We start from the raw sequence: 22833 nt of genomic DNA, 5'->3' as shown, positions 1-22833 counted from the left end.
AACCGACGCCAAAAAGCGTCGGTTTTTTTGTGGCTATACTTAATCTGGCAGGTTCTTAAACCCAGATCAGGAGGACACATGACCACCCAAACTCTTCAGGATAATGCGCTTTTCCAGACCGGCTATCTGGTCGATGGCGTGTGGAAAACGCTGAACACCACCTTTGATGTGCTCAACCCGGCAACGGGTGAAGTGGTCGCGAAAGTGGCGAAGGCGGGTAAAAAAGAGACCGAAGAAGCCATCGCGGCAGCCAGTCGCGCTTTTCCTGAATGGCGTGCCAAAACGGCGAAAGAGCGTTCGGCGATCCTCTATCGTTGGTATGAATTAATTATCGAGAATAAACGCTGGCTCGGACAACTGATGACCACGGAACAGGGCAAACCCTTAAAAGAGGCAGAGGGCGAAGTGGAATATGCCGCCAGCTTTATTCAGTGGTTTGCTGAGCAGGCAAAACGCGCCAACGGCGAGATTATCCCGCCCGTAAAACCGGGCTCCCGCATTCTGGCAACCCGTGAGCCGATCGGTGTCGTGGCGGCAATCACGCCGTGGAATTTCCCAATGGCGATGCTGACCCGCAAGCTCGGTCCGGCACTCGCTGCAGGCTGTACCGGGGTCATTAAACCCGCTAATAACACCCCTCTTAGCGCATTCGCGCTGTTATCGCTGGCGAAAAAAGCCGGTGTTCCGGATGGCGTGCTTAATACGGTGGCGGGAAATACCCATGAAATCAGCGACGCGATTATGGCCAGTCACGAGGTGCGTAAAATCTCGTTTACCGGCTCTACCGAGGTGGGCAAAACCCTCATGCGTAACGCTGCGGAAACCATGAAAAAGGTGTCGATGGAGCTGGGCGGCAATGCGCCTTACATCGTCTTTGACGATGCCGACATCGATGCCGCTGTGAAAGGTGCGATTGCCAATAAATTCCGTAACGCGGGGCAGGTGTGCGTTAGCGTGAACCGCTTCTATATCCAGGAATCTGTCTACAATACCTTCGTGACAAAACTCGCCGAAGCGGTTGAGGCGCTGAAAGTGGGGAACGGTCAGGAAGAGGGCGTCATTGTGGGTCCATTAATTGAACCTTCCGCGGTCAAAAAAGTGCGTGAACACGTCGAGGATGCCGTCGCGAAAGGCGCAACCGTGCTGGCGGGGGGGAAACCGCATGCGTTGGGCGGCAATTTCTGGCTCCCGACCGTGCTTGGCGATTGTCATGAAGGGATGAAACTTGCCGAAGAAGAGACGTTTGGCCCCGTTGCTGCGTGCTTCCGTTTTACCTCGGAGGAAGAAGTTATTCAGCGTGCGAATAATACGCCGTTTGGTCTGGCCGCTTACTTCTATACGCAAAACCTGCAGCGGGTTTTCCGCGTCTCGCAGGCGATTGAAAGCGGCATGATTGGCATCAATGAATGCGCCGTCTCGACCGAGCTGGGGCCGTTTGGCGGTGTGAAAGAGTCAGGGCTGGGCCGCGAGGGATCGGTGCTGGGGCTAGAGGAATTTCTGGAAGTCAAAACCCTGCATATCGGGGGATTATAATCAGCGTCAGGGCGGCGTAAGTCGTCTGTCTGGACGGGGTGGCGGCAATGAATATCTACACGTTTGATTTTGATGAAATCGACAGTCAGGAAGACTTCTGGCATGAATTTTCACGCACTTTTGGACTTGAGCGGGATAAAGTCACGAATCTGGATTCGTTATGGGATGTGATTGTTAGCGGGGGATTGCCCATGCCGCTGGAGATCGAGTTTACCCATCTGCCGGAGAAACTCCGTCGACGGTTTGGCGCATTGATTCTGCTGTTTGATGAAGCGGAAGAAGAGCTGCAGGGGCAATTACGCTTTAACGTTCGGCCTTCCTGATGGGCATAAAAAAGCCCCTGACAACGTGTCAGGGGCAAGTCGTATGATGAGATACGACGAGGGTTTATTTGTACAGCTCAGCTGTGGCGTGCCAGTGATCGCCCTGAGTTAACTCAGTCACGCGATAGCTGCTGGCACCGGCTTTCTCAGCTTTAGCTGCCAGTTTCTGACGGATATCCATTGGGGCGCCCCCAATGGCGGTGACCGATACGCTACCCATTGATTGCAGATTCTGCGCTTCGTCGGAATTCACCAGGTGTGCAGCAGCGCTGGCACCGAAGGAGAGAACGGAAGCTAAGCCAAGGGTTGCGATGATTAATTTGGTTTTCATAGTCATTTTCCTCAATAACGTTTTCTCAACGGCCAGAAGGATTAAGCTGCTTTTTTTATGCCTGGTGCCGCTGAGTCGATAATTACAGTGTTCGGTATGGGCTGAACTTATTTGTACAGTTCAGCAGTCGCATGCCAGTGATCGCCTGAACGCGCTTCGATCACGCGATAAGAAGATGCACCTTGCTCTTGCGCTTTTTTGTTCAGCATTTCATGCATATCCATCGGAGAAGTCCCGATAGCGCCAACTGAAACGGTGCCCATCGCCTGACGGGATTGTGCCTGATCCGCATTAATGGAGTCGGCGGCGAAAGCACCGAATGACAGGACAGACAGAACGCTCAGTGCTGCTACAGTTGATTTAATTTTCATCATTCTTTACCTCGTCGAATTTATTGGGGTCTTTCGTTTCGTGACCCTCATCACAAAATCAAGTATACACTAGTCACGCTAAATATTAATGCCATGCTAATGATTTCCTATGTTATTAGGTGTTAAATAGCTGAAAAGATATAACCAAAATGAATAAAAATGGTTAAATAATCGGCATTTTATTTTGTAAGTTCAATAAAATCATGGTGATATTCGTTTTTGATTTTTTGTGCGCTTTGTTGATTTGGCATTCACTGGATGAATGAAAAACAGCAGGATAAAGCACTAATTGCAAAATAGAAGGGCAAAACAATATGGGGTGGAATGGGGAAGGGGCAGAAGGTTCCCCGCTGCATTGACAGCAGGGAAGCGGTTTAAAGCTCTTGCTCGAACAGCATCAGAATGGCTTCGTACAGATCTTTCACCGAGAAACCGTTCGCAGGTGTTGTGAAGATCGTATCATCACCCGCAATTGTTCCGAGAATGCCTTCCGATTTACCCAATGAATCAAGCAGGCGAGCGATCAGCTGCGCAGCACCTGGGCTGGTGTGAATCACGACAACCGCATCGTTATAATCAATATCCAAAACCAGATTCTTCAAGGGACTTGACGTGGTCGGCACGCCTAACTCTGCGGGCAGGCAGTAAACCATTTCCATTTTGGCGTTGCGAGTTCGTACCGCGCCAAACTTGGTTAACATGCGGGAGACTTTTGACTGATTGATATTCTCGAAGCCCTGTTCCTGTAAGGCCAGGACAATCTCTCCCTGAGAGCTAAATTTCTCTTCTTTGAGCAGCGCTTTAAACGCTTTCACTAATTCTTCTTGTTTCGACGAGCTTCGCATATGTCACCCTGTTCAGGACGATGGAATGTCATCATTATGCATGTAAATGAATTTTTATGCAAATTATCGGATGGGGATGAAGGGGGAGATAATGTTATGAAAGGGAGTGATTTTATCAAATTTTGTTATCGGAAAACATGCCTGGGTCACGTCGCGCAAATAACCTTAAAAGTAAATTAAATGTTATCAAAATGATGTTGTTTTGATGACGAGCCAGGGTGTATGGTAACCCCCTCTTGATTCGTTGCTTTGTTGCTGAAAATTGCCCGTAAGCGTTCAGGCGAAGGCGAAAGAAGTGCGACCTCAAATTCTTTAGCTACGAAAATTGTTTTTATTCATCTGCTGAATTAAGGTCGCCGCAACGGAGTCACAGACACTTAAGTTAACCATAATAAGGAGTTTAGGATGAAAGTCGCAGTCCTCGGCGCTGCTGGTGGTATCGGCCAGGCGCTTGCCCTACTACTGAAAACCCAACTGCCTTCCGGCTCAGAACTCTCCCTGTATGATATTGCTCCGGTCACACCTGGTGTGGCAGTTGACTTGAGCCACATCCCAACAGCTGTGAAAATCAAAGGCTTCTCTGGTGAAAACGCACGTCCAGCGCTTGAAGGCGCAGATGTGGTGCTGATCTCCGCGGGTGTCGCGCGTAAACCGGGGATGGATCGTTCCGATCTGTTCAACGTTAACGCCGGTATCGTGAAAAACCTGGTTCAACAGATTGCTGAAACCTGCCCGAAAGCGTGCGTGGGTATCATCACCAACCCAGTCAACACCACAGTTGCTATCGCAGCAGAAGTGCTGAAGAAAGCCGGTGTATACGATAAGAACAAACTGTTTGGCGTAACCACGCTGGACATCATCCGTTCCAATACGTTTGTTGCAGAACTGAAAGGCAAATCACCGTCTGATATCGAAGTGCCGGTTATCGGTGGTCACTCTGGCGTGACGATTCTGCCATTGCTGTCGCAGATCCCTGGCGTGAGTTTCTCCGAGCAGGAAGTGGCTGACCTGACCAAACGTATTCAGAACGCAGGCACCGAAGTGGTCGAAGCGAAAGCGGGTGGCGGTTCTGCAACACTGTCTATGGGCCAGGCGGCTGCACGTTTCGGTTTGTCTCTGGTGCGTGCGCTGCAAGGCGAGAAAGGCGTAGTAGAATGTGCGTATGTTGAAGGTGATGGCGAGCACGCTCGCTTCTTCTCACAGCCGCTGCTGCTGGGCAAAAATGGTATCGAAGAACGTCAGTCAATCGGCAAGCTGAGCGCGTTTGAACAACAAGCGATGGAAGGCATGCTGGACACGTTGAAGAAAGATATCACTCTGGGTGAAGAGTTCGTCAGCAAGTAATCGAACCCTCAGTCATAAAAAAACCGGAGCCATGTGCTCCGGTTTTTTTATGCTTTTAGTTAGTGGCGGGATATTCCTGAATCGTCACCTGGAGCGTCAGTTTTTTGTCATTACGCATGACTTCGACTGGAATAATCGAGCCAGGACGAATCTCTGCTACCTGATCCATTGTTTCGAGTGCGGATACGGCAGGCGTGCCGTTGACCGAAACAATCACGTCGTTCACCTGTAGCCCCGCGTTAGCCGCCGGACCGCCCGGTGTCACTTCATTGACCACGATACCCTGAATCTGATCGATGCCACCGCCCTGAGTGTGCATTGGCGCAATTTCACGGCCACCGATGCCGATATAGCCACGAATGACGCGACCATCGCGAATCAGCTTGTCCATAATTTTGTTGGCCAGCTGGAACGGGATTGCAAAACCGATGCCCTCAGGCGTCTCGCCATCGTTACTTTTATCGAACGACAGGGTATTGATGCCCATTAATTCTCCCAGCGAGTTCACCAGCGCGCCACCGGAGTTACCGTGGTTAATGGAGGCGTCCGTTTGCAGGAAGTTTTGTCGCCCGGAGGGATTCAAACCGATACGACCGGTGGCGCTGATAATCCCCTGGGTAATGGTTTGCCCAAGGTTATACGGGTTACCAATCGCCATCACCACATCGCCGATATGCGGCGTGCGTTTACGGTTGATCGGAATCACCGGCAGCCCGCCTGTAGCATTGATTTTGAGGACGGCGAGGTCGGTCAGCGTGTCTGAGCCAACCAGTAAGGCTTCAAATACGCGGCCATCCTGCAGGGCGACGATAATCTGATCGGCGTCGTTAATGACGTGTTTATTGGTAATGATGTAGCCGCGCTCATCCATGATCACGCCGGAGCCGAGAGTACGAATCTCCAGTTGATTATGCGCGGAACTGTTGAGGCCGCGGTTATAGACGTTAACCACAGCAGGCGCAGCACGGCGAACCGCCTGATTGTAGCTCACAGGCGTCTCATCGGTGCTGTCGAAACGCGGTGCCGCCAGCTGATTTAACTGACGTAAAGAGGGCATTGCAGCCAATAACAGGCCGCCAACGACCAAACCGATAGCAACTGAACGAAATAGCTTAAGAAACATGATGCGGGCGTCGTTAATTAAGGGACGGATGCAGCATAGCATGACTTATCCGGACATCACATGCAGCGGTGACGTCCGGATGAGCAAATGCTTAGCGTAATAGAATGTAGAGCGTATCGTTGCCACGGATGATTTGCAGCGCAATCACGGCTGGCTTGCTTTCCAGGACCTTACGCATCTCGGCGATCGACTGAACACGGCTGCGGTTAACACCGATAATCACGTCATCCTGATGCAGGCCTGCCTGCGCGGCGGGACTGCTCTTTTCGACGCTCTCGATAGAAATACCTTTTGTACCGTCTTTAAGCTGACCATCGCTGAGCGCCGCACCTTGTAGTGCAGGGGCGATCAGCTCAGCACCGGCCGACGATGAGGTGCTCTTATCCAGCGTAACTTCGACTTCCAACGGTTTGCCATCGCGCAGCAACCCAAGCTTCACCTTGGTCCCAGGTTCCGTGGTGGCAACACGTGAGCGTAATTCAGCGAAGCTGCTTAGCGGCTTACCGTTGAGGCTAACAATGATATCGCCCGATTTCACACCCGCTTTTGCGGAGCCCGAGTTCGCCAGAACTTCACTGACAAACGCCCCGCGCTGCACGTCGAGATTAAAGGCTTTTGCGATGTCGGCGCTCATTTCCATGCCTTTAATTCCCAGCAGACCGCGTTTTACCTCGCCGGATTCAATCAGCTGTTGCGACAGGATTTTGGCCATATTGCTGGGGATCGCAAAGCCGATCCCAACGCTGCCGCCACCGGGTGCCAGAATCGCGGTATTAATACCAATCAGCTCACCGTTGAGGTTTAGCAGTGCGCCGCCGGAATTCCCGCGGTTAATGGAGGCGTCAGTCTGGATAAAGTTCTCCAGGCCTTCGAGATTTAGACCGCTACGACCCAACGCAGAGATAATCCCGGAGGTTGCCGTCTGGCCCAGACCGAAAGGGTTACCCACGGCCACGGCAAAATCTCCGACGCGCAATTTGTCGGAATCCGCGATAACAATTTGCGTCAGCTTGCTGGGATTCTGGATTTGCAGTAGCGCGATGTCACTTTGATCGTCGCTGCCAATCAGTTTGGCATCGAACTCGCGACCATCGTTCATTTGCACGCTGATTTTATCGGCCTGGCTGATAACGTGATTGTTCGTCAACACGTAGCCTTTCGCCGCATCAATCACCACTCCGGAGCCAAGCCCTTCAAACGGCTGGGTTTGCTGATCGGGCCCCTCTTCACCAAAATATTTTTTTAGCTCTTCTGGTATACGTTGGCTCTGTGCCGCCGTGCCCTCAACCTTGATGCTGACCACCGCAGGCAACACTTTTTCAAGCATTGGCGCAAGGCTTGGAATGGCCGCCTCACCAGGCACTTGGGAAGGCAGGGCCGCAGCCGCAGGCCATGACGCCGTGAGAGATAACCCGACACTTAACGCAATCGCGCTTAACAGCTGGTTTTTTTTCTTCATTGATGCTGGCTCTCATAACCTGGAATAAAGGGAAAAACGGCCCAAAAACAGTTTGATGTTATTGAATTTTAAACCACTGAACAATGAGGTAATTGACTAAATAATAGCTGGGAAGGGAAAGAAAGGACGGGCGCAAGGGCTGCGCCCGTAAAATATATTGCAGATGTGCGATTAATCGCGTTTTACGCCACCGCGCAGCAGGCCGGATGCACCGTCTGAGTAATCACGCGGCATCTGTACTGGCACCTGATCGTTGCTGGCTTCGGACTCAGCCAGACGGTTGCGGAACGGGTTGCTTTCAGCACTCATCTCCGGCAGAAGGTTGCTGGAGCTTTTTGCCATATGTTGATACAGCTGACGATAGTCGGTGGCCATGTTGTCCAGCAGCTCGGCGCTACGGGCAAAGTGGCTGACCAGCTCTTCACGATACTCTTCCAGTTCAGCTTTGTTTTTTTCCAGTTCGTATTGTAACGACTGCTGCTGACGCAATTTGCGATTACCGAAACGCATGGCTACAGCACCGATTGCGATGCCGACGACTAAACCAATTAGCGCATATTCCCAGGTCATGAACTTCTCCCGTTGTCTTGTGGTTCCGTAGGGTATTGGCGCGGCTCCTGCCTGTGCCTGATTATGCCACTATAACCGCTATTTCTTCAGAAGTGGAATCCTGACGTATCATCGCGTACTGTAGAACGGCCTTTTTTTCGCCAGTTGAGCATTCTGGCGAGGATTAATTGAAGGAATAACAACGACATTATGCAAAGCCTGTCTCCAACATCGCGTTACCAACAAGCCCTGGATGGGGGCACTCACCAGCCAGATGATGTGCAGCGTGACGCGGTAAATCGCCTGAATTCTATCTATCAAAAATTGATGACCGAACCGACTGAAACGGCGCAAACCAGCGGGCTGAAAGCCGCGTTTGGGCGGCTGTTAGGGAAAAAAGAGCCACAGACGGTTCCCCCGGTTCGCGGCTTATATATGTGGGGCGGAGTGGGGCGGGGCAAAACCTGGCTGATGGATATGTTCTATCAAAGCCTGCCGGGTACGCGGAAGCAGCGTTTGCACTTCCACCGCTTTATGCTGCGCGTACATGAAGAGCTCACGGCGCTGCAAGGCCACACCGATCCGCTGGAGATTGTCGCCGACCGTTTTAAAGCGGAAACCGACGTCCTGTGCTTTGATGAGTTTTTTGTCTCAGATATCACCGACGCCATGCTGCTTGGCGGCCTGATGAAAGCCCTTTTCGCGCGTGGCATTACGCTGGTAGCGACATCGAATATTCCGCCAGACGATCTGTATCGTAACGGTCTGCAACGCGCACGTTTCTTGCCTGCAATTGATGCGATTAAAGAACACTGCGACATCATGAATGTGGATGCGGGTGTGGATTATCGTCTGCGCACGCTGACCCAGGCGCACCTCTGGCTTTCTCCTTTAAACGAGCAGACACAAAGCCAAATGGACAAACTGTGGCTGGCGCTCGCGGGTGCTAAGCGTGATAAATCGCCTGAACTGGAAATTAATCATCGGCCATTACAGACGCTTGGGGTCGAAAATCAAACCCTGGCCGTGTCGTTCGCGACGCTGTGCGTGGATGCCCGCAGTCAGCACGATTACATTGCGCTCTCGCGTCTGTTCCACACCGTGATGCTGTTGGATGTTCCGGTGATGACGCCGCTGATGGAGAGTGAAGCCCGCCGTTTTATTGCGCTGGTGGATGAGTTTTACGAGCGCCACGTCAAGCTGGTGGTCAGCGCGGAAGTGCCGTTATATGAAATTTATCAGGGCGAGCGGCTAAAATTTGAATTCCAGCGCTGTTTGTCACGCTTGCAGGAGATGCAAAGCGAAGAGTATTTGAAGCGTTCTCACATGCCCTAACGCACGGCCTTTCGCGGCGTGAATGGCGCGGTCAGCAAAAGCATTCGCCAAAACGGACCGCTTCCCGGAAAACCTTGCGACTAATCACATTTAGGGGTCGATCTTTGACCCTGACTTCTCTATAATCTTGCGACCCCACGTTACGAGAAGGTTTTTTTCCCAAAACTTTCTATGTGCCGGCATAGGCTATTCGAAGGGGTAGGTTTGCTGGACAATGTCGTGTGAGCCTCAACTGACTAAACGTTTGGGTGTTCACCAACGTGTAACTTATTATTTGGGTAAGCTTTTAATGAAAACTTTTACAGCTAAACCAGAAACCGTAAAACGCGACTGGTATGTTGTTGACGCGACCGGTAAAACTCTGGGTCGTCTGGCTTCCGAACTGGCTCTTCGCCTGCGCGGTAAGCACAAAGCGGAATACACTCCGCACGTTGATACTGGTGATTACATTATCGTTCTGAACGCAGAAAAAGTTGCTGTAACCGGCAACAAGCGCGAAGACAAAATTTATTACCATCACACCGGTTTCATCGGTGGTATCAAACAAGCGACCTTTGAAGAGATGATTGCCCGCCGTCCTGAGCGTGTGATTGAAATCGCGGTTAAAGGCATGTTGCCAAAGGGCCCGCTGGGTCGTGCTATGTACCGTAAACTGAAAGTTTACGCGGGCAACGAGCACAACCACGCGGCACAGCAACCGCAAGTTCTTGACATCTAATCGGGATTATAGGCAATGGCTGAAAATCAATACTACGGCACTGGTCGCCGCAAAAGCTCCGCCGCTCGTGTGTTCATCAAACCGGGCAGTGGTAAAATCGTAATCAACCAGCGTTCTCTGGAACAGTACTTCGGTCGCGAAACTGCCCGCATGGTAGTTCGCCAGCCGCTGGAACTGGTTGATATGGTTGAAAAATTGGATCTGTACATCACTGTTAAAGGTGGTGGTATCTCTGGTCAGGCTGGTGCGATCCGTCACGGTATCACACGCGCTCTGATGGAGTACGACGAATCCCTGCGTTCTGAACTGCGTAAAGCTGGCTTCGTCACTCGTGACGCGCGTCAGGTTGAACGTAAGAAAGTGGGTCTGCGTAAAGCACGTCGTCGTCCACAGTTCTCCAAACGTTAATCTTTTTTCTGCTTTGGCAGAAGGATTGGCGAAAAACCCGCTTCGGCGGGTTTTTTTTATGGATAATGTTCAGGTTATCCACAGTATTTATTTGATTCCCAGCTCTTTTTCAGCATTTCCAGAATCCCCTCACCACAAACCCTGCAAAATCTGGTAAACTATCATCCAATTTTCTGCCCAAATGTCGGCGAACCCTCGATTTTTGTTCACTTTATGAACAATGCGGTTGTTCTCTGGGATGGGTGACAAATCATCTGGCTAGCCATCGTGGCTAGTAGCAGTACTATTCTGAATATACCTGGAGGTTTTCATGGCTGTCGCTGCCAACAAACGTTCGGTAATGACGCTGTTTTCTGGTCCTACTGACATTTATAGCCATCAGGTTCGTATCGTGCTGGCCGAGAAGGGTGTCAGTTTTGAGATCGAGCATGTGGAAAAGGATAACCCGCCTCAGGATCTGATCGATCTCAACCCGAACCAGAGCGTACCAACGCTTGTGGATCGCGAGCTGACCCTGTGGGAATCCCGCATCATTATGGAATATCTGGATGAGCGTTTCCCTCATCCGCCGCTGATGCCGGTTTACCCGGTTGCGCGTGGCGAAAGCCGCCTGTATATGCAGCGTATCGAGAAAGACTGGTACACGCTGATGAACGTTATCATCAACGGTTCCTCTTCTGAAGCGGACGCTGCTCGTAAGCAACTGCGTGAAGAATTGCTCGCTATCGCCCCGGTGTTTGGTCAGAAACCATTCTTCCTGAGTGATGAGTTCAGTCTGGTCGATTGCTACCTGGCTCCGCTGTTATGGCGTCTGCAGTCTCTGGGCGTAGAATTCAGCGGTCCGGGCGCGAAAGAGCTGAAAGGCTATATGACTCGCGTATTTGAGCGTGATTCTTTCCTCGCATCCCTGACAGAACCGGAACGCGAAATGCGTCTTGGCCGAGGTTAACGATTGTGGAAATGTCACAGCTGTCTCCACGCCGTCCGTATCTGCTGCGCGCCTTCTATGAATGGCTGCTGGACAACCAGCTGACGCCGCACCTGGTGGTGGATGTGACGTTGCCGGGTGTGCAAGTTCCGATGGAATACGCGCGCGACGGGCAAATCGTGTTGAACATTGCTCCGCGTGCGGTCGGAAATCTTGAGCTGTCCAACGACGAAGTGAGCTTCAATGCCCGTTTCGGCGGTGTACCGCGTCAGGTTTCTGTACCACTGGCAGCCGTACTGGCGGTCTATGCACGTGAAAACGGTGCGGGTACGATGTTTGAGCCGGAAGCGGCTTATGATGAAGACGTCGCCAGCCTCAACGATGAAGATGGTTCTACCGGTAGCGAAAGCGAAACGGTCATGTCTGTTATCGATGGTGATAAGCCCGATCACGACAATGACAACGATCCGGATGACGATCCGCCGCCGCGCGGTGGCCGTCCAGCGTTACGTGTTGTGAAATAATCAAACAGGCCCCTTGGGCCTGTTTTGCTATCCAGGGTTTTTCGCTACGCTAAAAATCCTATGTTATGATAAATCGTTGTCACTGATTGTCACTCTTCTGACCCGAGTCTTTATGAAACCAATTGATCTTCAGGCGGAAAATTCAACCGAAACCGTGGGTCGCAGTTTGCGCCGTCGTCCGCTGGCGCGTAAAAAACTCTCCGATATGGTGGAAGAAGAACTGGAGCAAATGATTCGCCGGCAGGAGTTTGCGCAGGGCGAACAGCTCCCGTCAGAGCGCGAACTGATGGAGTTCTTCAACGTTGGGCGTCCATCCGTACGCGAAGCGTTAGCCGCGTTAAAACGCAAAGGGCTGGTGCAGATTAACAATGGTGAGCGCGCACGCGTTTCCATGCCTTCTGCCGACACCATCATCGGTGAACTCTCCGGCATGGCGAAAGATTTCCTCACGCAACCCGGCGGGATTACCCACTTCGAGCAGCTACGGCTGTTTTTTGAATCCAGTCTGGTGCGCTACGCAGCGGAATATGCCACGGATGAGCAGGTAGAAAGCTTGTCACAAGCGCTGGAAATCAACAGTCAGTCACTCAGTGACAATGCGCTGTTTATCCGCTCCGATGTCGATTTCCACCGTGTGCTGGCGGAAATCCCAGGCAACCCCATCTTTATGGCGATCCACGTCGCGCTGCTGGATTGGCTGATTGCGGCCCGTCCAAAAGTCTCCGACACCGAACTCTACGAACACAATAACGTCAGCTATCGCCAGCATATTGCGATTGTCGATGCGATCCGCCGACACGATCCCGATGAAGCCGATCGGGCGCTACAATCCCATCTCAACAGTGTTTCCGCCACCTGGCACGCGTTCGGCCAGGGATCCAAAAAGAAGAAATAACGATCCTTTAGTGAAGCAGATCGCATTATAAGCGTTCTGTATGCAGTGCTGCTTATTTGATCTGGTATAACAGGTATAAAGGTATATCGATAAGCAGACCAAAAACACTGAGGTATCTATGGCAAAGCAATTACGTGGCGTGATGGCCGCACTCCTGACTCCATTCAACACTCAGCAGGCACTTGATAAAGAGAGCTTGCGACGTCTGGTGCAGTTTAATATTCAGCAGGGAATCGACGGTCTGTACGTCGGCGGTTCAACCGGCGAAGCCTTTGTACAAAGTCTTTCCGAGCGCGAGCAGGTGCTCGAAATCGTAGCGGAAGAGGCAAAAGGCAAAATCACGTTAATCGCGCATGTCGGCTGCGTAAGTACGGCTGAAAGCCAGCAGTTAGCGGCGTCTGCCAGCCGTTTCGGGTTTGACGCTGTGTCAGCCGTCACACCGTTTTACTATCCCTTCAGCTTTGAGGAACATTGCGATCATTACCGTGCAATTATTGATTCGGCGGATGGTTTGCCGATGGTGGTGTACAACATTCCGGCGCTGAGCGGCGTGAAGCTCACGCTTGATCAGATCAACACCCTGGTGACGCTGCCGGGCGTTGGCGCGCTGAAGCAAACGTCGGGCGATCTCTTCCAGATGGAACATATCCGCCGCGCGCATCCGGATCTGGTGCTCTACAACGGTTACGACGAGATCTTCGCCTCCGGTTTGCTGGCTGGCGCTGACGGCGGTATCGGCAGCACGTACAACATCATGGGATGGCGCTACCAGGCCATCGCTAAAGCGATCCGCGAGGGGGACAACGCGACGGCACAGCGTCTGCAAAGTGAGTGCAATAAAGTTATCGATCTACTGATAAAAGTTGGCGTATTCCGTGGCCTGAAAACGGTTCTGCATTACATGGATGTGGTGTCCGTCCCGCTGTGTCGCAAACCCTTTGCACCGGTGGCTGAACAGTATTTGCCGGAGCTAAAAACGCTGGCGAAACAATTGATGGTTGAGAAGGCGTAGTGCGTTGCCCGGCGGCGCACCGTCGCTGGGCTAAACAGACAAAAACAGAGCGTCGGGAGAATTCAATGCGTATTCCTACCCAAAGCATCCCGTGGTACCGCCATCTCAGCCGCCCCCAGTGGCGCGCCTTCTCCGCCGCATGGTTGGGATATCTGCTGGATGGTTTCGATTTTGTATTGATAGCGCTGGTGTTAACGGAAGTTAAAACGGAATTTGGACTGACAACGGTCGAGGCGGCTAGCCTCATATCCGCTGCCTTTATCTCCCGATGGTTTGGCGGCCTGCTGCTTGGCGCTATGGGCGATCGCTACGGACGCAAACTGGCGATGATCACCAGTATCGTGCTGTTTTCGTGCGGGACGCTGGCGTGCGGTTTTGCGCCAGGCTATATCACGATGTTTATCGCCCGCATGGTGATCGGCATGGGCATGGCGGGCGAATACGGCTCCAGCGCCACCTACGTGATTGAAAGCTGGCCAAAGCATCTGCGCAACAAAGCCAGCGGCTTTTTGATCTCCGGCTTCTCTGTGGGGGCGGTTATCGCGGCGCAGATCTACAGCCTCGTTGTTCCCGTGTGGGGCTGGCGCGCGCTGTTCTTTATCGGCATTCTGCCGATCATTTTTGCCCTGTGGCTGCGTAAAAATATTCCGGAAGCGGAAGACTGGAAAGCAAAACACGAAGGCAAAGCGCCCGTGCGCACGATGGTGGATATTCTCTATCGTGGCAAACATCGGGTGATCAATATTGCTATGACGCTCTTCGCGGGAACGGCGCTGTGGTTCTGCTTTGCCGGGGAACTCAACAATGCCGGTCTGGTGATGATTCTTGGCCTGCTGTGCGCCTTTGTGTTCATCAGCTTTATGGTGCAAAGCAGCGGCAAGCGCTGGCCGACGGGCGTCACGCTGATGGTGGTCGTGCTGTTTGCGTTCCTTTATTCGTGGCCGATTCAGGCGCTGCTGCCGACCTATCTGAAAACGGATCTGGCTTACGATCCGGCGATGGTGGCGCGTGTGCTGTTCTTCAGCGGCTTTGGCGCAGCGGTTGGCTGCTGTGTCGGCGGTTTCCTGGGCGACTGGCTGGGGACGCGCAAAGCGTACGTTTGCAGCCTGCTGGCCTCGCAGCTCCTTATCATTCCGGTCTTTGCGATTGGCGGGTCCAATATCTGGGTTCTCGGTTTTCTGCTCTTCTTCCAGCAGATGCTCGGGCAGGGGATTTCCGGAATTCTGCCGAAACTTATCGGCGGCTACTTCGATACCGATCAGCGTGCAGCGGGGCTGGGCTTTACTTACAACGTCGGCGCACTGGGTGGGGCGATTGCGCCGGTGATTGGGGCGCTGCTGGCACAACGTCTGGAGCTGGGCACTGCGCTCGGTTCACTCTCGTTCGGCTTAACCTTTGTCGTCATCCTGCTGATTGGCCTGGATATGCCGTCTCGCGTGCAGCGCTGGATCCGCCCCGAGGCACTTCGCACGCACGATGCGATTGACGGTAAACCGTTCAGCGGAGCCGTTCCTCTAGGCAGCATCAAAAGCGAGCATGAGGCGGTGAAATGACGACATTGACTATTGATATCGGCGGGACCAAACTCGCCGCCGCGCTGGTCGACGATTCTTTGCAGATCCGCGAACGACGCGAGATACCAACGCCTGCCAGTAAAACGCCCGATGCGCTGTATGCTGCGTTAACGGAGCTGGTGACACCGCTGATGAAGCAGGCAACGCGCGTTGCCATCGCTTCGACGGGCATTATTCGCGACGGTATTTTGCTGGCGATTAACCCCCTTAATCTTGGTGGACTGCTGTATTTTCCGCTGGTGCAGACGCTGGAAAACATCACCGGTCTGCCTGCTATGGCGGTAAATGATGCGCAGGCTGCGGCATGGGCGGAATACCATGCGTTGGAAACGGAAGGCGGCGAGATGGTTTTTATTACCGTCTCAACCGGCGTCGGCGGGGGCGTGGTGCTTAACGGAGTGTTGCAAACGGGATCGGACGGTTTGGCCGGCCATTTGGGCCACACGCTTGCCGATCCGCAGGGGCCGGTGTGTGGTTGCGGGCGAAGGGGTTGCGTGGAGGCCATCGCCTCTGGCCGTGGCATCGCGGCGATGGCGCAGGGCGATCTGGCTGGGCTGGATGCCAAAACTATTTTCAGCCATGCGGCACGCGGGCATCAGCAGGCCCGCGACATCATCGCGCGGTCCGCCCAGACGCTGGCGCGACTTATTGCCGACCTCAAAGCCGTCACCGACTGCCAGACAGTAGTGGTGGGCGGCAGCGTCGGGCTGGCCGACGGTTATTTGCCTCAAGTGGTTGAGTTGTTAGCGCTGCTACCGCCGGTCTATCACGTGGCCGTGCGCCCGGCGCATTACCGGCACGATGCCGGTTTATTGGGCGCGGCATTACTGATTCAAGGGGAACAATGATGATGATGGGTGAAGTGAGGGCGCTGTCTTTATCGGGTATTCACCCGGTGTTGCAAGACGCGTTGATGCTGGGTGTCGCAGCCTGGCCGCAGGATAAACCGCCAGGTCGCTACGAATTGCAGGGCGAAGATATCTTTATGAACGTGATGGAATTTGCGACGCAGTTGCCGGAACAAAAGAAAGCGGAATTGCACGAGCGTTACATCGACATCCAGCTTTTGTTGGCGGGTGAAGAGCGGATTCAGTTCGGCGTGTCAGGTTCGGCGCGGCAGTGCGAGGAGCAACACGCAGAAGATGATTATCAGCTGTGCAGCGTGATTCATGGCATGCAGCAGATCGATTTAAAACCGGGAATGTACGTGATTTTTATGCCCGGTGAGCCGCATAAACCCGGCTGCGTGGTGACGGAATCTGAAGAGATAAAGAAAGTGGTGATTAAAGTTCGCGCCAGTTTACTGAGCGCATAAAAAAGCCGGATGGTTAACCCCATCCGGCCTTCGTTTTTACACTTCCAGGTAGTTCATGATCCCTTCAGCCGCTTTGCGGCCTTCAGCAATCGCTGTTACCACCAGGTCTGAACCGCGAACGATATCGCCACCGGCGAAGATTTTCGGGTTGCTGGTCTGGAAGGCGTTTTCGTTGCCTTCCGGCGCAATCACACGGCCCTGCGAGTCCAGCTCTACGCTGTGTTTTGCCAGCCACTCCATGCTGTGAGGACGGAAACCAAACGCCATCACCACCGCATCAGCCGGAACCACATGCTCTGAACCCGCCACGATTTCCGCACGACGGCGGCCCTTCGCGTCTGGTTGACCCATTTCGGTACGCGCCATTTTCACGCCGCTCACTTTACCGTTCGCATTCACCTCCACTCCCAATGGCTGGACGTTGAACTGGAACTCCACGCCCTCTTCACGCGCGTTTTTCACTTCGCGTTTAGAACCTGGCATGTTCTCTTCGTCACGACGATACGCACAAATCACGTGCGTGGCATCCTGACGAATTGAGGTACGCACGCAGTCCATTGCGGTATCACCGCCGCCAAGCACGACAACGCGTTTACCTTCCATGCTAACGTACGGCTCAGCCGTGGTTTCGCCAAAGCCCATCATCTGCTTGGTGTTGGCAATCAGGAACGGCAGGGCGTCAAACACGCCCGGAGCGTCTTCGTTTTCCAGACCGCCGCGCATCGACTGATAGGTCCCGACGCCGAGGAATACGGCATCGTAATCCTTCAGCAGATCGTCGATCTGGATATCACGACCCACTTCGACGTTCAGTTTGAACTCAATGCCCATGTCGGTGAAAATTTCACGACGACGGGTCATGACCTCTTTTTCCAGCTTGAAGGCTGGAATACCGAAGGTCAGCAGGCCGCCGATTTCCGGGTGACGGTCAAACACGACAGCTTTGACGCCGTTGCGCGTCAGCACGTCAGCACAGGCCAGGCCAGCCGGACCCGCGCCGATAATGGCGACGCGTTTGTCGGTCTGACGCACGCCTGTCATGTCCGGACGCCAGCCCATCTCGAAGGCTTTATCGTTGATATAGCGCTCGATGTTGCCGATGGTCACTGCGCCAAACTCGTCGTTCAGCGTACAGGAACCTTCGCACAGACGGTCCTGTGGGCACACGCGTCCACACACTTCCGGCAGGGTGTTGGTCTGGTGAGACAGCTCAGCAGCTTCGAAAATACGCCCTTCATTAGCCAGCTTCAGCCAGTTCGGGATGTAGTTGTGTACCGGGCATTTCCATTCACAGTAAGGGTTGCCACAGGACAGGCAGCGATCTGCCTGTGCCTTGGCCTGGCCTTCTGAAAACGGCTCATAAATTTCTACAAATTCAATTTTGCGGATCTTTAGCGGTTTCTTCGGCGGATCAACGCGCTGCAGATCGATAAACTGGTATACGTTCTGACTCATTGCTACCCCTTACTGCGCCTGCACACGCAGCTCTGCTGCGCTACGACTACGGTGACCCAACAGTGCTTTAACATCGCTGGACTTTGGTTTAACCAGCGCAAATTTCGCTGAGAATGCTGGCCAGTTCGCCAGGATCTCTTCGCCGCGCGAAGAACCGGTATGCTGCACATGTTCGGTAATCAAACCGCGCAGATGTTCTTCGTGGATGGCCAGCGTTTCAACGTCCAGCACTTCCACCAGCTCTGGGTTCACGCGTTTGCGGAACTCACCGTCTTCATCCAGAACGTAGGCGAAACCGCCTGTCATGCCTGCGCCGAAGTTCACGCCGGTTTTGCCCAACACGCAGACAATCCCGCCGGTCATGTATTCACAGCCGTTATCGCCGATGCCTTCCACAACAGTGATGGCACCCGAGTTACGCACCGCGAAACGTTCACCTGCGCGACCCGCTGCAAACAGACGACCACCGGTCGCGCCGTACAGACAGGTATTGCCGATAATGCTGGCTTCGTGACTGCGGAACGCAGAACCGACCGGAGGACGCACCGCCAGCAATCCGCCCGCCATGCCTTTACCGACGTAGTCGTTGGCATCGCCAGTCAGATACAGCTCAACGCCGCCCGCATTCCAGACGCCGAAGCTCTGACCTGCAGTACCGCTGAAGTGCGCGATAATCGGATCGGCTGCCAGGCCCTGATCGCCATGGGTTTGCGCGATATAACCAGAAAGCGTCGCGCCAACAGAACGGTCAGTGTTGCGAATATCAAACCAGAACGTTTTGCTCTGTTTGTCATCGACAAATGGTTTCGCCTGCTGCAACAGCTGGGCATTCAGCACGCCGTTATCAAACGGTGGGTTGGTCTCGGTCCAGTAAACGGCTTTGCCAGGGTGCGGCTGGGCCGTTTCCAGAAACTTAGACAGCTCCAGCTTCTGCTGTTTGGCGGTGAAACCTTCCAGCTCTTTCAGCAGGTCGGTACGGCCAATCAAATCCACCAGGCGCGTCACGCCCAGCTGCGCCATCAGCTCGCGGGTTTCGCGGGCGATGAATTCAAAGTAGTTGGTCACTTTGAACGGCAAACCGTGGTAATGGTTCTTACGCAGTTTTTCGTCCTGAGTTGCCACGCCCGTTGCGCAGTTGTTCAGGTGGCAAATACGCAGGTATTTACAACCCAGCGCAACCATTGGGCCGGTGCCGAAGCCGAAGCTTTCCGCACCGAGAATAGCGGCTTTAATGATGTCGAGGCCGGTTTTCAGACCGCCGTCCACCTGCAGACGGATCTTGTGGCGCAGACCGTTGGCCACCAGCGCCTGTTGCGTTTCAACCAGACCCAGCTCCCACGGACAACCCGCGTATTTCACGGAGGAGAGTGGGCTTGCACCCGTACCGCCGTCGTAGCCCGCGATGGTAATCAGATCCGCATAGGCTTTTGCCACACCAGTCGCAATGGTGCCCACGCCCGGTTCAGAAACCAGCTTCACGGAGATCAGCGCTTTCGGGTTGACCTGTTTCAGGTCGAAAATCAGCTGCGCCAAATCTTCGATAGAGTAGATATCGTGATGCGGCGGCGGGGAGATCAGCGTCACGCCCGGCACTGAGTAGCGCAGTTTGGCGATGTAAGGCGTCACTTTATCGCCTGGCAACTGACCACCTTCGCCCGGTTTCGCACCCTGAGCGACTTTAATCTGAATGACATCGGCGTTAACCAGATACGCCGGTGTGACGCCGAAGCGACCGGAAGCCACCTGCTTGATACGCGACACTTTGTTGGTGCCGTAGCGCGCAGGATCTTCGCCGCCTTCGCCGGAGTTCGAGTTGCCGCCGATGCTGTTCATAGCTTCAGCCAGCGCTTCGTGTGCCTCAGGGCTCAGTGCGCCGATGGACATGGCCGCAGTATCAAAGCGTTTGTACAGTTCGCTCGCGGGCTCTACGTCATCAATATTGACCGTTTTGCCGTCAGGCGTGACCGCCAGCAAATCGCGCAGGGTCGCCGCCGGACGTTCGTTCACCAGCTTCGAATACTGCTGATAATCGCTGTATTCACCACTCTGAACGGCCTGTTGCAGCGTGCGGACCACGTCCGGGTTGTAGGCGTGGTATTCGCCACCGTGAACGTATTTCAGTAAGCCACCCTGATCCAGCGGTTTACGCGCCAGCCAGGCCCGTTTCGACAGGTTAAGCAGATCCTGCTGGAAGTCAGAGAATCCGGCTCCGCCGATACGGCTAATCACGCCCTGGAAACAGAGATCGGCGACGTCATCGTGCAAACCGACTGCTTCGAACAGCTTGGAGCAACGGTAAGAAGCGATGGTCGAGATGCCCATTTTGGACATGATTTTGTACAGGCCTTTGTTGATGCCGTTACGGTAGTTCAGCATCACAGTGCGGTAATTTTTTTCGATGACGCGCCCATCAACCAGTTTCGCCAGCGTTTCGTAGGCGAGGTATGGATAGATGGCGGTGGCACCAAAGCCCAGCAGCACGGCGAAGTGGTGCGGGTCGCGGCTGCTTGCGGTTTCAACGATGATGTTGGCGTCGCAGCGCAGGCTCTTATCCACCAGACGGGTCTGGATCGCGCCCACTGCCATCGGTGCAGGAACCGGCAAGCGGTTCTTAGCGATGTTACGGTCAGACAGCACCAGCAGAACTGTGCCATCACGCACCATCTGCTCGGCTTTATCACACAGCGCTTTCACCGTCTCTTCGAGGCTCGTTTCGGTCACGTCGAACGTAATATCGAGCGTGTCGGCGCGGTAATGCTCCTCTGTCATGGTGGTGAGCTGTTTGAAATCGGAGTACAGCAGGATCGGCGACTTAAAGCTCAGGCGGTGCGCCTGGCCTTCGGCTTCACAGAAGACGTTCATCTCGCGGCCGATGCTGGTCGCCAATGACATCACATGCGCTTCACGCAGCGGATCGATTGGCGGGTTAGTGACCTGCGCAAACTGCTGACGGAAGTAGTCGTAAATGATGCGTGGCTGGCTCGAAAGCACGGCAAACGGGGTATCGTCACCCATTGAACCGACGGCTTCCTGACCGTTCTCACCGAGCACGCGGATAATAGAATCCAACTCTTCGGCGTTGTAGTTAAACTGTTTCTGGAAGCTGGCAAGCGTGTCGTCATCCAGCTCGCGGCTGCCGACTTCTTCGTCCTGCAGATCTTCGAACGGCACCAGACGGCGGACGTTCTTCTCCATCCACTCTTTGTACGGATGACGGCTTTTCAGATCGTCATCGGTTTCAGCCGAGTGCAGAATGCGGCCGCTGCGGGTGTCGATCACCATCAGCTCACCCGGGCCGACGCGGCCTTTTTCGAGCACTTCGTCAGGCTGGTAATCCCAGATACCCACTTCAGATGCGCAGGTGATCAGCTTATCTTTGGTGATGACATAGCGCGCCGGGCGCAGACCGTTACGGTCCAGGTTACAGGCCGCGTATCGTCCATCGGACATCACGATGCCCGCCGGGCCGTCCCACGGCTCCATGTGCATGGAGTTAAAGTCGAAGAACGCGCGCAGCTCAGGATCCATATTCGGGTTGCTTTGCCAGGCAGGCGGAACAAGCAGACGCATCGCACGCACGATATCCATCCCGCCAGCCAGCAGCAGTTCCAGCATGTTATCCATGGAGCTGGAATCCGAGCCGGTTTCATTCACGAACGGTGCGGCATCATGAAGATCGGGGATCAACGGGGTCTGGAATTTATAAGTACGTGCACGCGCCCACTGGCGGTTACCGGTGATGGTATTGATCTCACCGTTGTGCGCCAGGTAGCGGAAAGGCTGAGCCAGCGGCCAGCGCGGTACGGTGTTCGTGGAGAAGCGCTGGTGGAAGAGGCAAATGGCCGATTCCAGACGCAGGTCCGCGAGGTCCAGATAAAAGCGCGGCAGGTCCGTTGGCATACACAGACCTTTATAAATGTTCACCAGATTTGAGAGGCTACACACGTAGAACTCTTTATCGTCCAGCAAACGTTTTTCAATGCGGCGACGGGCAATGAACAGGCGGCGTTCCATATCACGCGGACGCCAGCCCGCAGGCGCATTCACAAAAATTTGTTCAATACGAGGCAGCGAGGAGAGGGCGATTTCACCGAGTACCCCTTCGTTGGTTGGCACATTGCGCCAGCCGACAATAGACAGGGTTTCGCGTTGAAGTTCTTCTTCGACGATGCGGCGTGATGCGGCAGCTTTTTCAGGATCCTGATTCAGGAACAGCATGCCGACAGCGTAGTTTTTGGCTAAACGCCAGCCGCGCTCTTCTGCAACAATGCGGAAGAAACGATCCGGTTTTTGCAGCAGCAGACCGCAACCGTCGCCGGTTTTACCATCCGCGAGGATAGCACCTCGGTGCTGCATGCGGGCCAGTGCGTGTATTGCGGTACGCACTACCTTGTGGCTAGGTTCGCCTTCTATGTGGGCGATCAGGCCGAAACCACAGTTATCCTTCTCAAGGGATTTATCGTACAACATATCAGTGAACCTCCCCAGGCTCTTCGGGCTTCCCATCTGGACGTGGCGCACAGGCACAGAAAGAGCGCGGCGACGGGGTTTGCGTGTCATACGCGTACCTCGCATTCGCCCTCTTAATATCCTTTTCGCACAGGTCAAACAAGTTTGAGGACTTGCTTCAGAGGGAATCTCAATTACTGCATAAATATGATGAGCAGGCTGCTCATCCAGAAAGCTTCCAGCGGATTTCCAAGTTATCGGTATTTGATACATAGGTCAAATGGCAATCTTATTTATACAAAATTGTGCTAATGAGGGGTTAATGCTTTGAATTTAAACATT

Annotated in this window: 21 protein-coding genes; 13 read left to right on the top strand and 8 right to left on the bottom strand. The window is 53.8% G+C overall.

Annotated features, from left to right (window positions below):
• Positions 1 to 78: 78 nt before the first annotated feature.
• Together ACKI5T_RS10415 and ACKI5T_RS10410 are read left to right on the top strand one after the other, a co-directional pair.
• Positions 79 to 1533, top strand: coding sequence for an NAD-dependent succinate-semialdehyde dehydrogenase (locus ACKI5T_RS10415; protein ID WP_407437271.1), 1455 nt, complete (start codon positions 79 to 81; stop codon positions 1531 to 1533).
• A 47-nt stretch (positions 1534 to 1580) separates the two neighbouring features.
• Positions 1581 to 1856 (top strand): barstar family protein, encoded by a 276-nt coding sequence (locus ACKI5T_RS10410; RefSeq protein ID WP_041689541.1) that lies wholly within the window; start codon positions 1581 to 1583, stop codon positions 1854 to 1856.
• A gap of 64 nt (positions 1857 to 1920) precedes the next feature.
• Here ACKI5T_RS10410 and yhcN (ACKI5T_RS10405) read toward each other — a convergent pair whose 3' ends face one another.
• The 3 genes from yhcN (ACKI5T_RS10405) to argR form a co-directional block, all read right to left on the bottom strand.
• Positions 1921 to 2187, bottom strand: a complete 267-nt coding sequence (gene yhcN, locus ACKI5T_RS10405) for a peroxide/acid stress response protein YhcN (RefSeq protein ID WP_015960654.1) — start codon at positions 2185 to 2187, stop codon at positions 1921 to 1923.
• A 107-nt stretch (positions 2188 to 2294) separates the two neighbouring features.
• Complete coding sequence (gene yhcN, locus ACKI5T_RS10400) at positions 2295 to 2558, bottom strand: peroxide/acid stress response protein YhcN (protein WP_235134153.1); 264 nt, start codon at positions 2556 to 2558, stop codon at positions 2295 to 2297.
• Between the two features lie 374 nt (positions 2559 to 2932).
• Positions 2933 to 3403: a transcriptional regulator ArgR gene (argR, locus tag ACKI5T_RS10395; RefSeq protein ID WP_015960652.1), complete on the bottom strand. Its 471-nt coding sequence runs from the start codon at positions 3401 to 3403 to the stop codon at positions 2933 to 2935.
• A gap of 405 nt (positions 3404 to 3808) precedes the next feature.
• On the opposite strand from argR, the gene mdh reads away from it, so the two are divergent.
• A complete protein-coding gene (gene mdh / locus ACKI5T_RS10390; protein WP_015960651.1) occupies positions 3809 to 4747 on the top strand; it encodes a malate dehydrogenase in 939 nt (312 codons plus the stop codon).
• Between the two features lie 55 nt (positions 4748 to 4802).
• Here the strand turns inward: mdh and degS are convergent, their stop codons facing one another.
• The 3 genes from degS to zapG form a co-directional block, all read right to left on the bottom strand.
• A complete protein-coding gene (gene degS / locus ACKI5T_RS10385) occupies positions 4803 to 5870 on the bottom strand; it encodes an outer membrane-stress sensor serine endopeptidase DegS (RefSeq protein ID WP_041689727.1) in 1068 nt (355 codons plus the stop codon).
• 91 nt (positions 5871 to 5961) lie between these two features.
• On the bottom strand, positions 5962 to 7329 hold the full coding sequence (degQ, locus tag ACKI5T_RS10380) for a serine endoprotease DegQ (protein WP_407437270.1): 1368 nt from the start codon (positions 7327 to 7329) through the stop codon (positions 5962 to 5964).
• Positions 7330 to 7500: 171 nt separating this feature from the next.
• Positions 7501 to 7899: a Z-ring associated protein ZapG gene (gene zapG / locus ACKI5T_RS10375; RefSeq protein ID WP_015960648.1), complete on the bottom strand. Its 399-nt coding sequence runs from the start codon at positions 7897 to 7899 to the stop codon at positions 7501 to 7503.
• A gap of 189 nt (positions 7900 to 8088) precedes the next feature.
• On the opposite strand from zapG, the gene zapE reads away from it, so the two are divergent.
• The 10 genes from zapE to nanQ all read left to right on the top strand — a co-directional run bounded on the left by zapE (position 8089) and on the right by nanQ (position 16587).
• Positions 8089 to 9213, top strand: coding sequence for a cell division protein ZapE (zapE, locus tag ACKI5T_RS10370; RefSeq protein ID WP_407437269.1), 1125 nt, complete (start codon positions 8089 to 8091; stop codon positions 9211 to 9213).
• A 289-nt stretch (positions 9214 to 9502) separates the two neighbouring features.
• Entirely contained in the window at positions 9503 to 9931 is a 429-nt protein-coding gene (gene rplM / locus ACKI5T_RS10365; protein ID WP_015960646.1) for a 50S ribosomal protein L13, read from the top strand.
• A 15-nt stretch (positions 9932 to 9946) separates the two neighbouring features.
• Positions 9947 to 10339: a 30S ribosomal protein S9 gene (rpsI, locus tag ACKI5T_RS10360; RefSeq protein WP_003860436.1), complete on the top strand. Its 393-nt coding sequence runs from the start codon at positions 9947 to 9949 to the stop codon at positions 10337 to 10339.
• Positions 10340 to 10649: 310 nt separating this feature from the next.
• Complete coding sequence (gene sspA, locus ACKI5T_RS10355) at positions 10650 to 11288, top strand: stringent starvation protein SspA (RefSeq protein WP_407437268.1); 639 nt, start codon at positions 10650 to 10652, stop codon at positions 11286 to 11288.
• Positions 11289 to 11293: 5 nt separating this feature from the next.
• Positions 11294 to 11791 carry a ClpXP protease specificity-enhancing factor gene (sspB, locus tag ACKI5T_RS10350; RefSeq protein ID WP_015960644.1) on the top strand — a complete coding sequence of 166 codons (498 nt, stop codon included), beginning with the start codon at positions 11294 to 11296 and terminating at the stop codon, positions 11789 to 11791.
• A gap of 112 nt (positions 11792 to 11903) precedes the next feature.
• The gene (gene nanR, locus ACKI5T_RS10345) at positions 11904 to 12686 is read left to right on the top strand and encodes a transcriptional regulator NanR (protein WP_407437267.1); all 783 of its coding nucleotides are present in this window, start codon (positions 11904 to 11906) and stop codon (positions 12684 to 12686) included.
• A 118-nt stretch (positions 12687 to 12804) separates the two neighbouring features.
• Positions 12805 to 13698, top strand: a complete 894-nt coding sequence (nanA, locus tag ACKI5T_RS10340; protein ID WP_407437266.1) for an N-acetylneuraminate lyase — start codon at positions 12805 to 12807, stop codon at positions 13696 to 13698.
• A gap of 65 nt (positions 13699 to 13763) precedes the next feature.
• On the top strand, positions 13764 to 15251 hold the full coding sequence (locus tag ACKI5T_RS10335; RefSeq protein WP_407437265.1) for an MFS transporter: 1488 nt from the start codon (positions 13764 to 13766) through the stop codon (positions 15249 to 15251).
• Positions 15248 to 16120 (top strand): N-acetylmannosamine kinase, encoded by an 873-nt coding sequence (gene nanK, locus ACKI5T_RS10330; protein ID WP_407437264.1) that lies wholly within the window; start codon positions 15248 to 15250, stop codon positions 16118 to 16120. Before ACKI5T_RS10335 ends, nanK begins: the two co-directional genes overlap by 4 nt.
• Positions 16120 to 16587, top strand: coding sequence for an N-acetylneuraminate anomerase (nanQ, locus tag ACKI5T_RS10325; RefSeq protein ID WP_407437299.1), 468 nt, complete (start codon positions 16120 to 16122; stop codon positions 16585 to 16587). The genes nanK and nanQ overlap by 1 nt, the downstream gene beginning before the upstream one ends.
• Positions 16588 to 16623: 36 nt before the next feature.
• Here nanQ and ACKI5T_RS10320 read toward each other — a convergent pair whose 3' ends face one another.
• Together ACKI5T_RS10320 and gltB are read right to left on the bottom strand one after the other, a co-directional pair.
• Positions 16624 to 18042 carry a glutamate synthase small subunit gene (locus ACKI5T_RS10320; RefSeq protein WP_015960638.1) on the bottom strand — a complete coding sequence of 473 codons (1419 nt, stop codon included), beginning with the start codon at positions 18040 to 18042 and terminating at the stop codon, positions 16624 to 16626.
• A 9-nt stretch (positions 18043 to 18051) separates the two neighbouring features.
• Positions 18052 to 22512 carry a glutamate synthase large subunit gene (gltB, locus tag ACKI5T_RS10315; protein WP_407437297.1) on the bottom strand — a complete coding sequence of 1487 codons (4461 nt, stop codon included), beginning with the start codon at positions 22510 to 22512 and terminating at the stop codon, positions 18052 to 18054.
• Positions 22513 to 22833: the final 321 nt, after the last annotated feature.

Source organism: Lelliottia sp. (genome assembly GCF_045627565.1).
Taxonomy (GTDB): Bacteria; Pseudomonadota; Gammaproteobacteria; order Enterobacterales; family Enterobacteriaceae; genus Enterobacter.
This window is presented reverse-complemented; position numbering and strand designations above follow the sequence as displayed.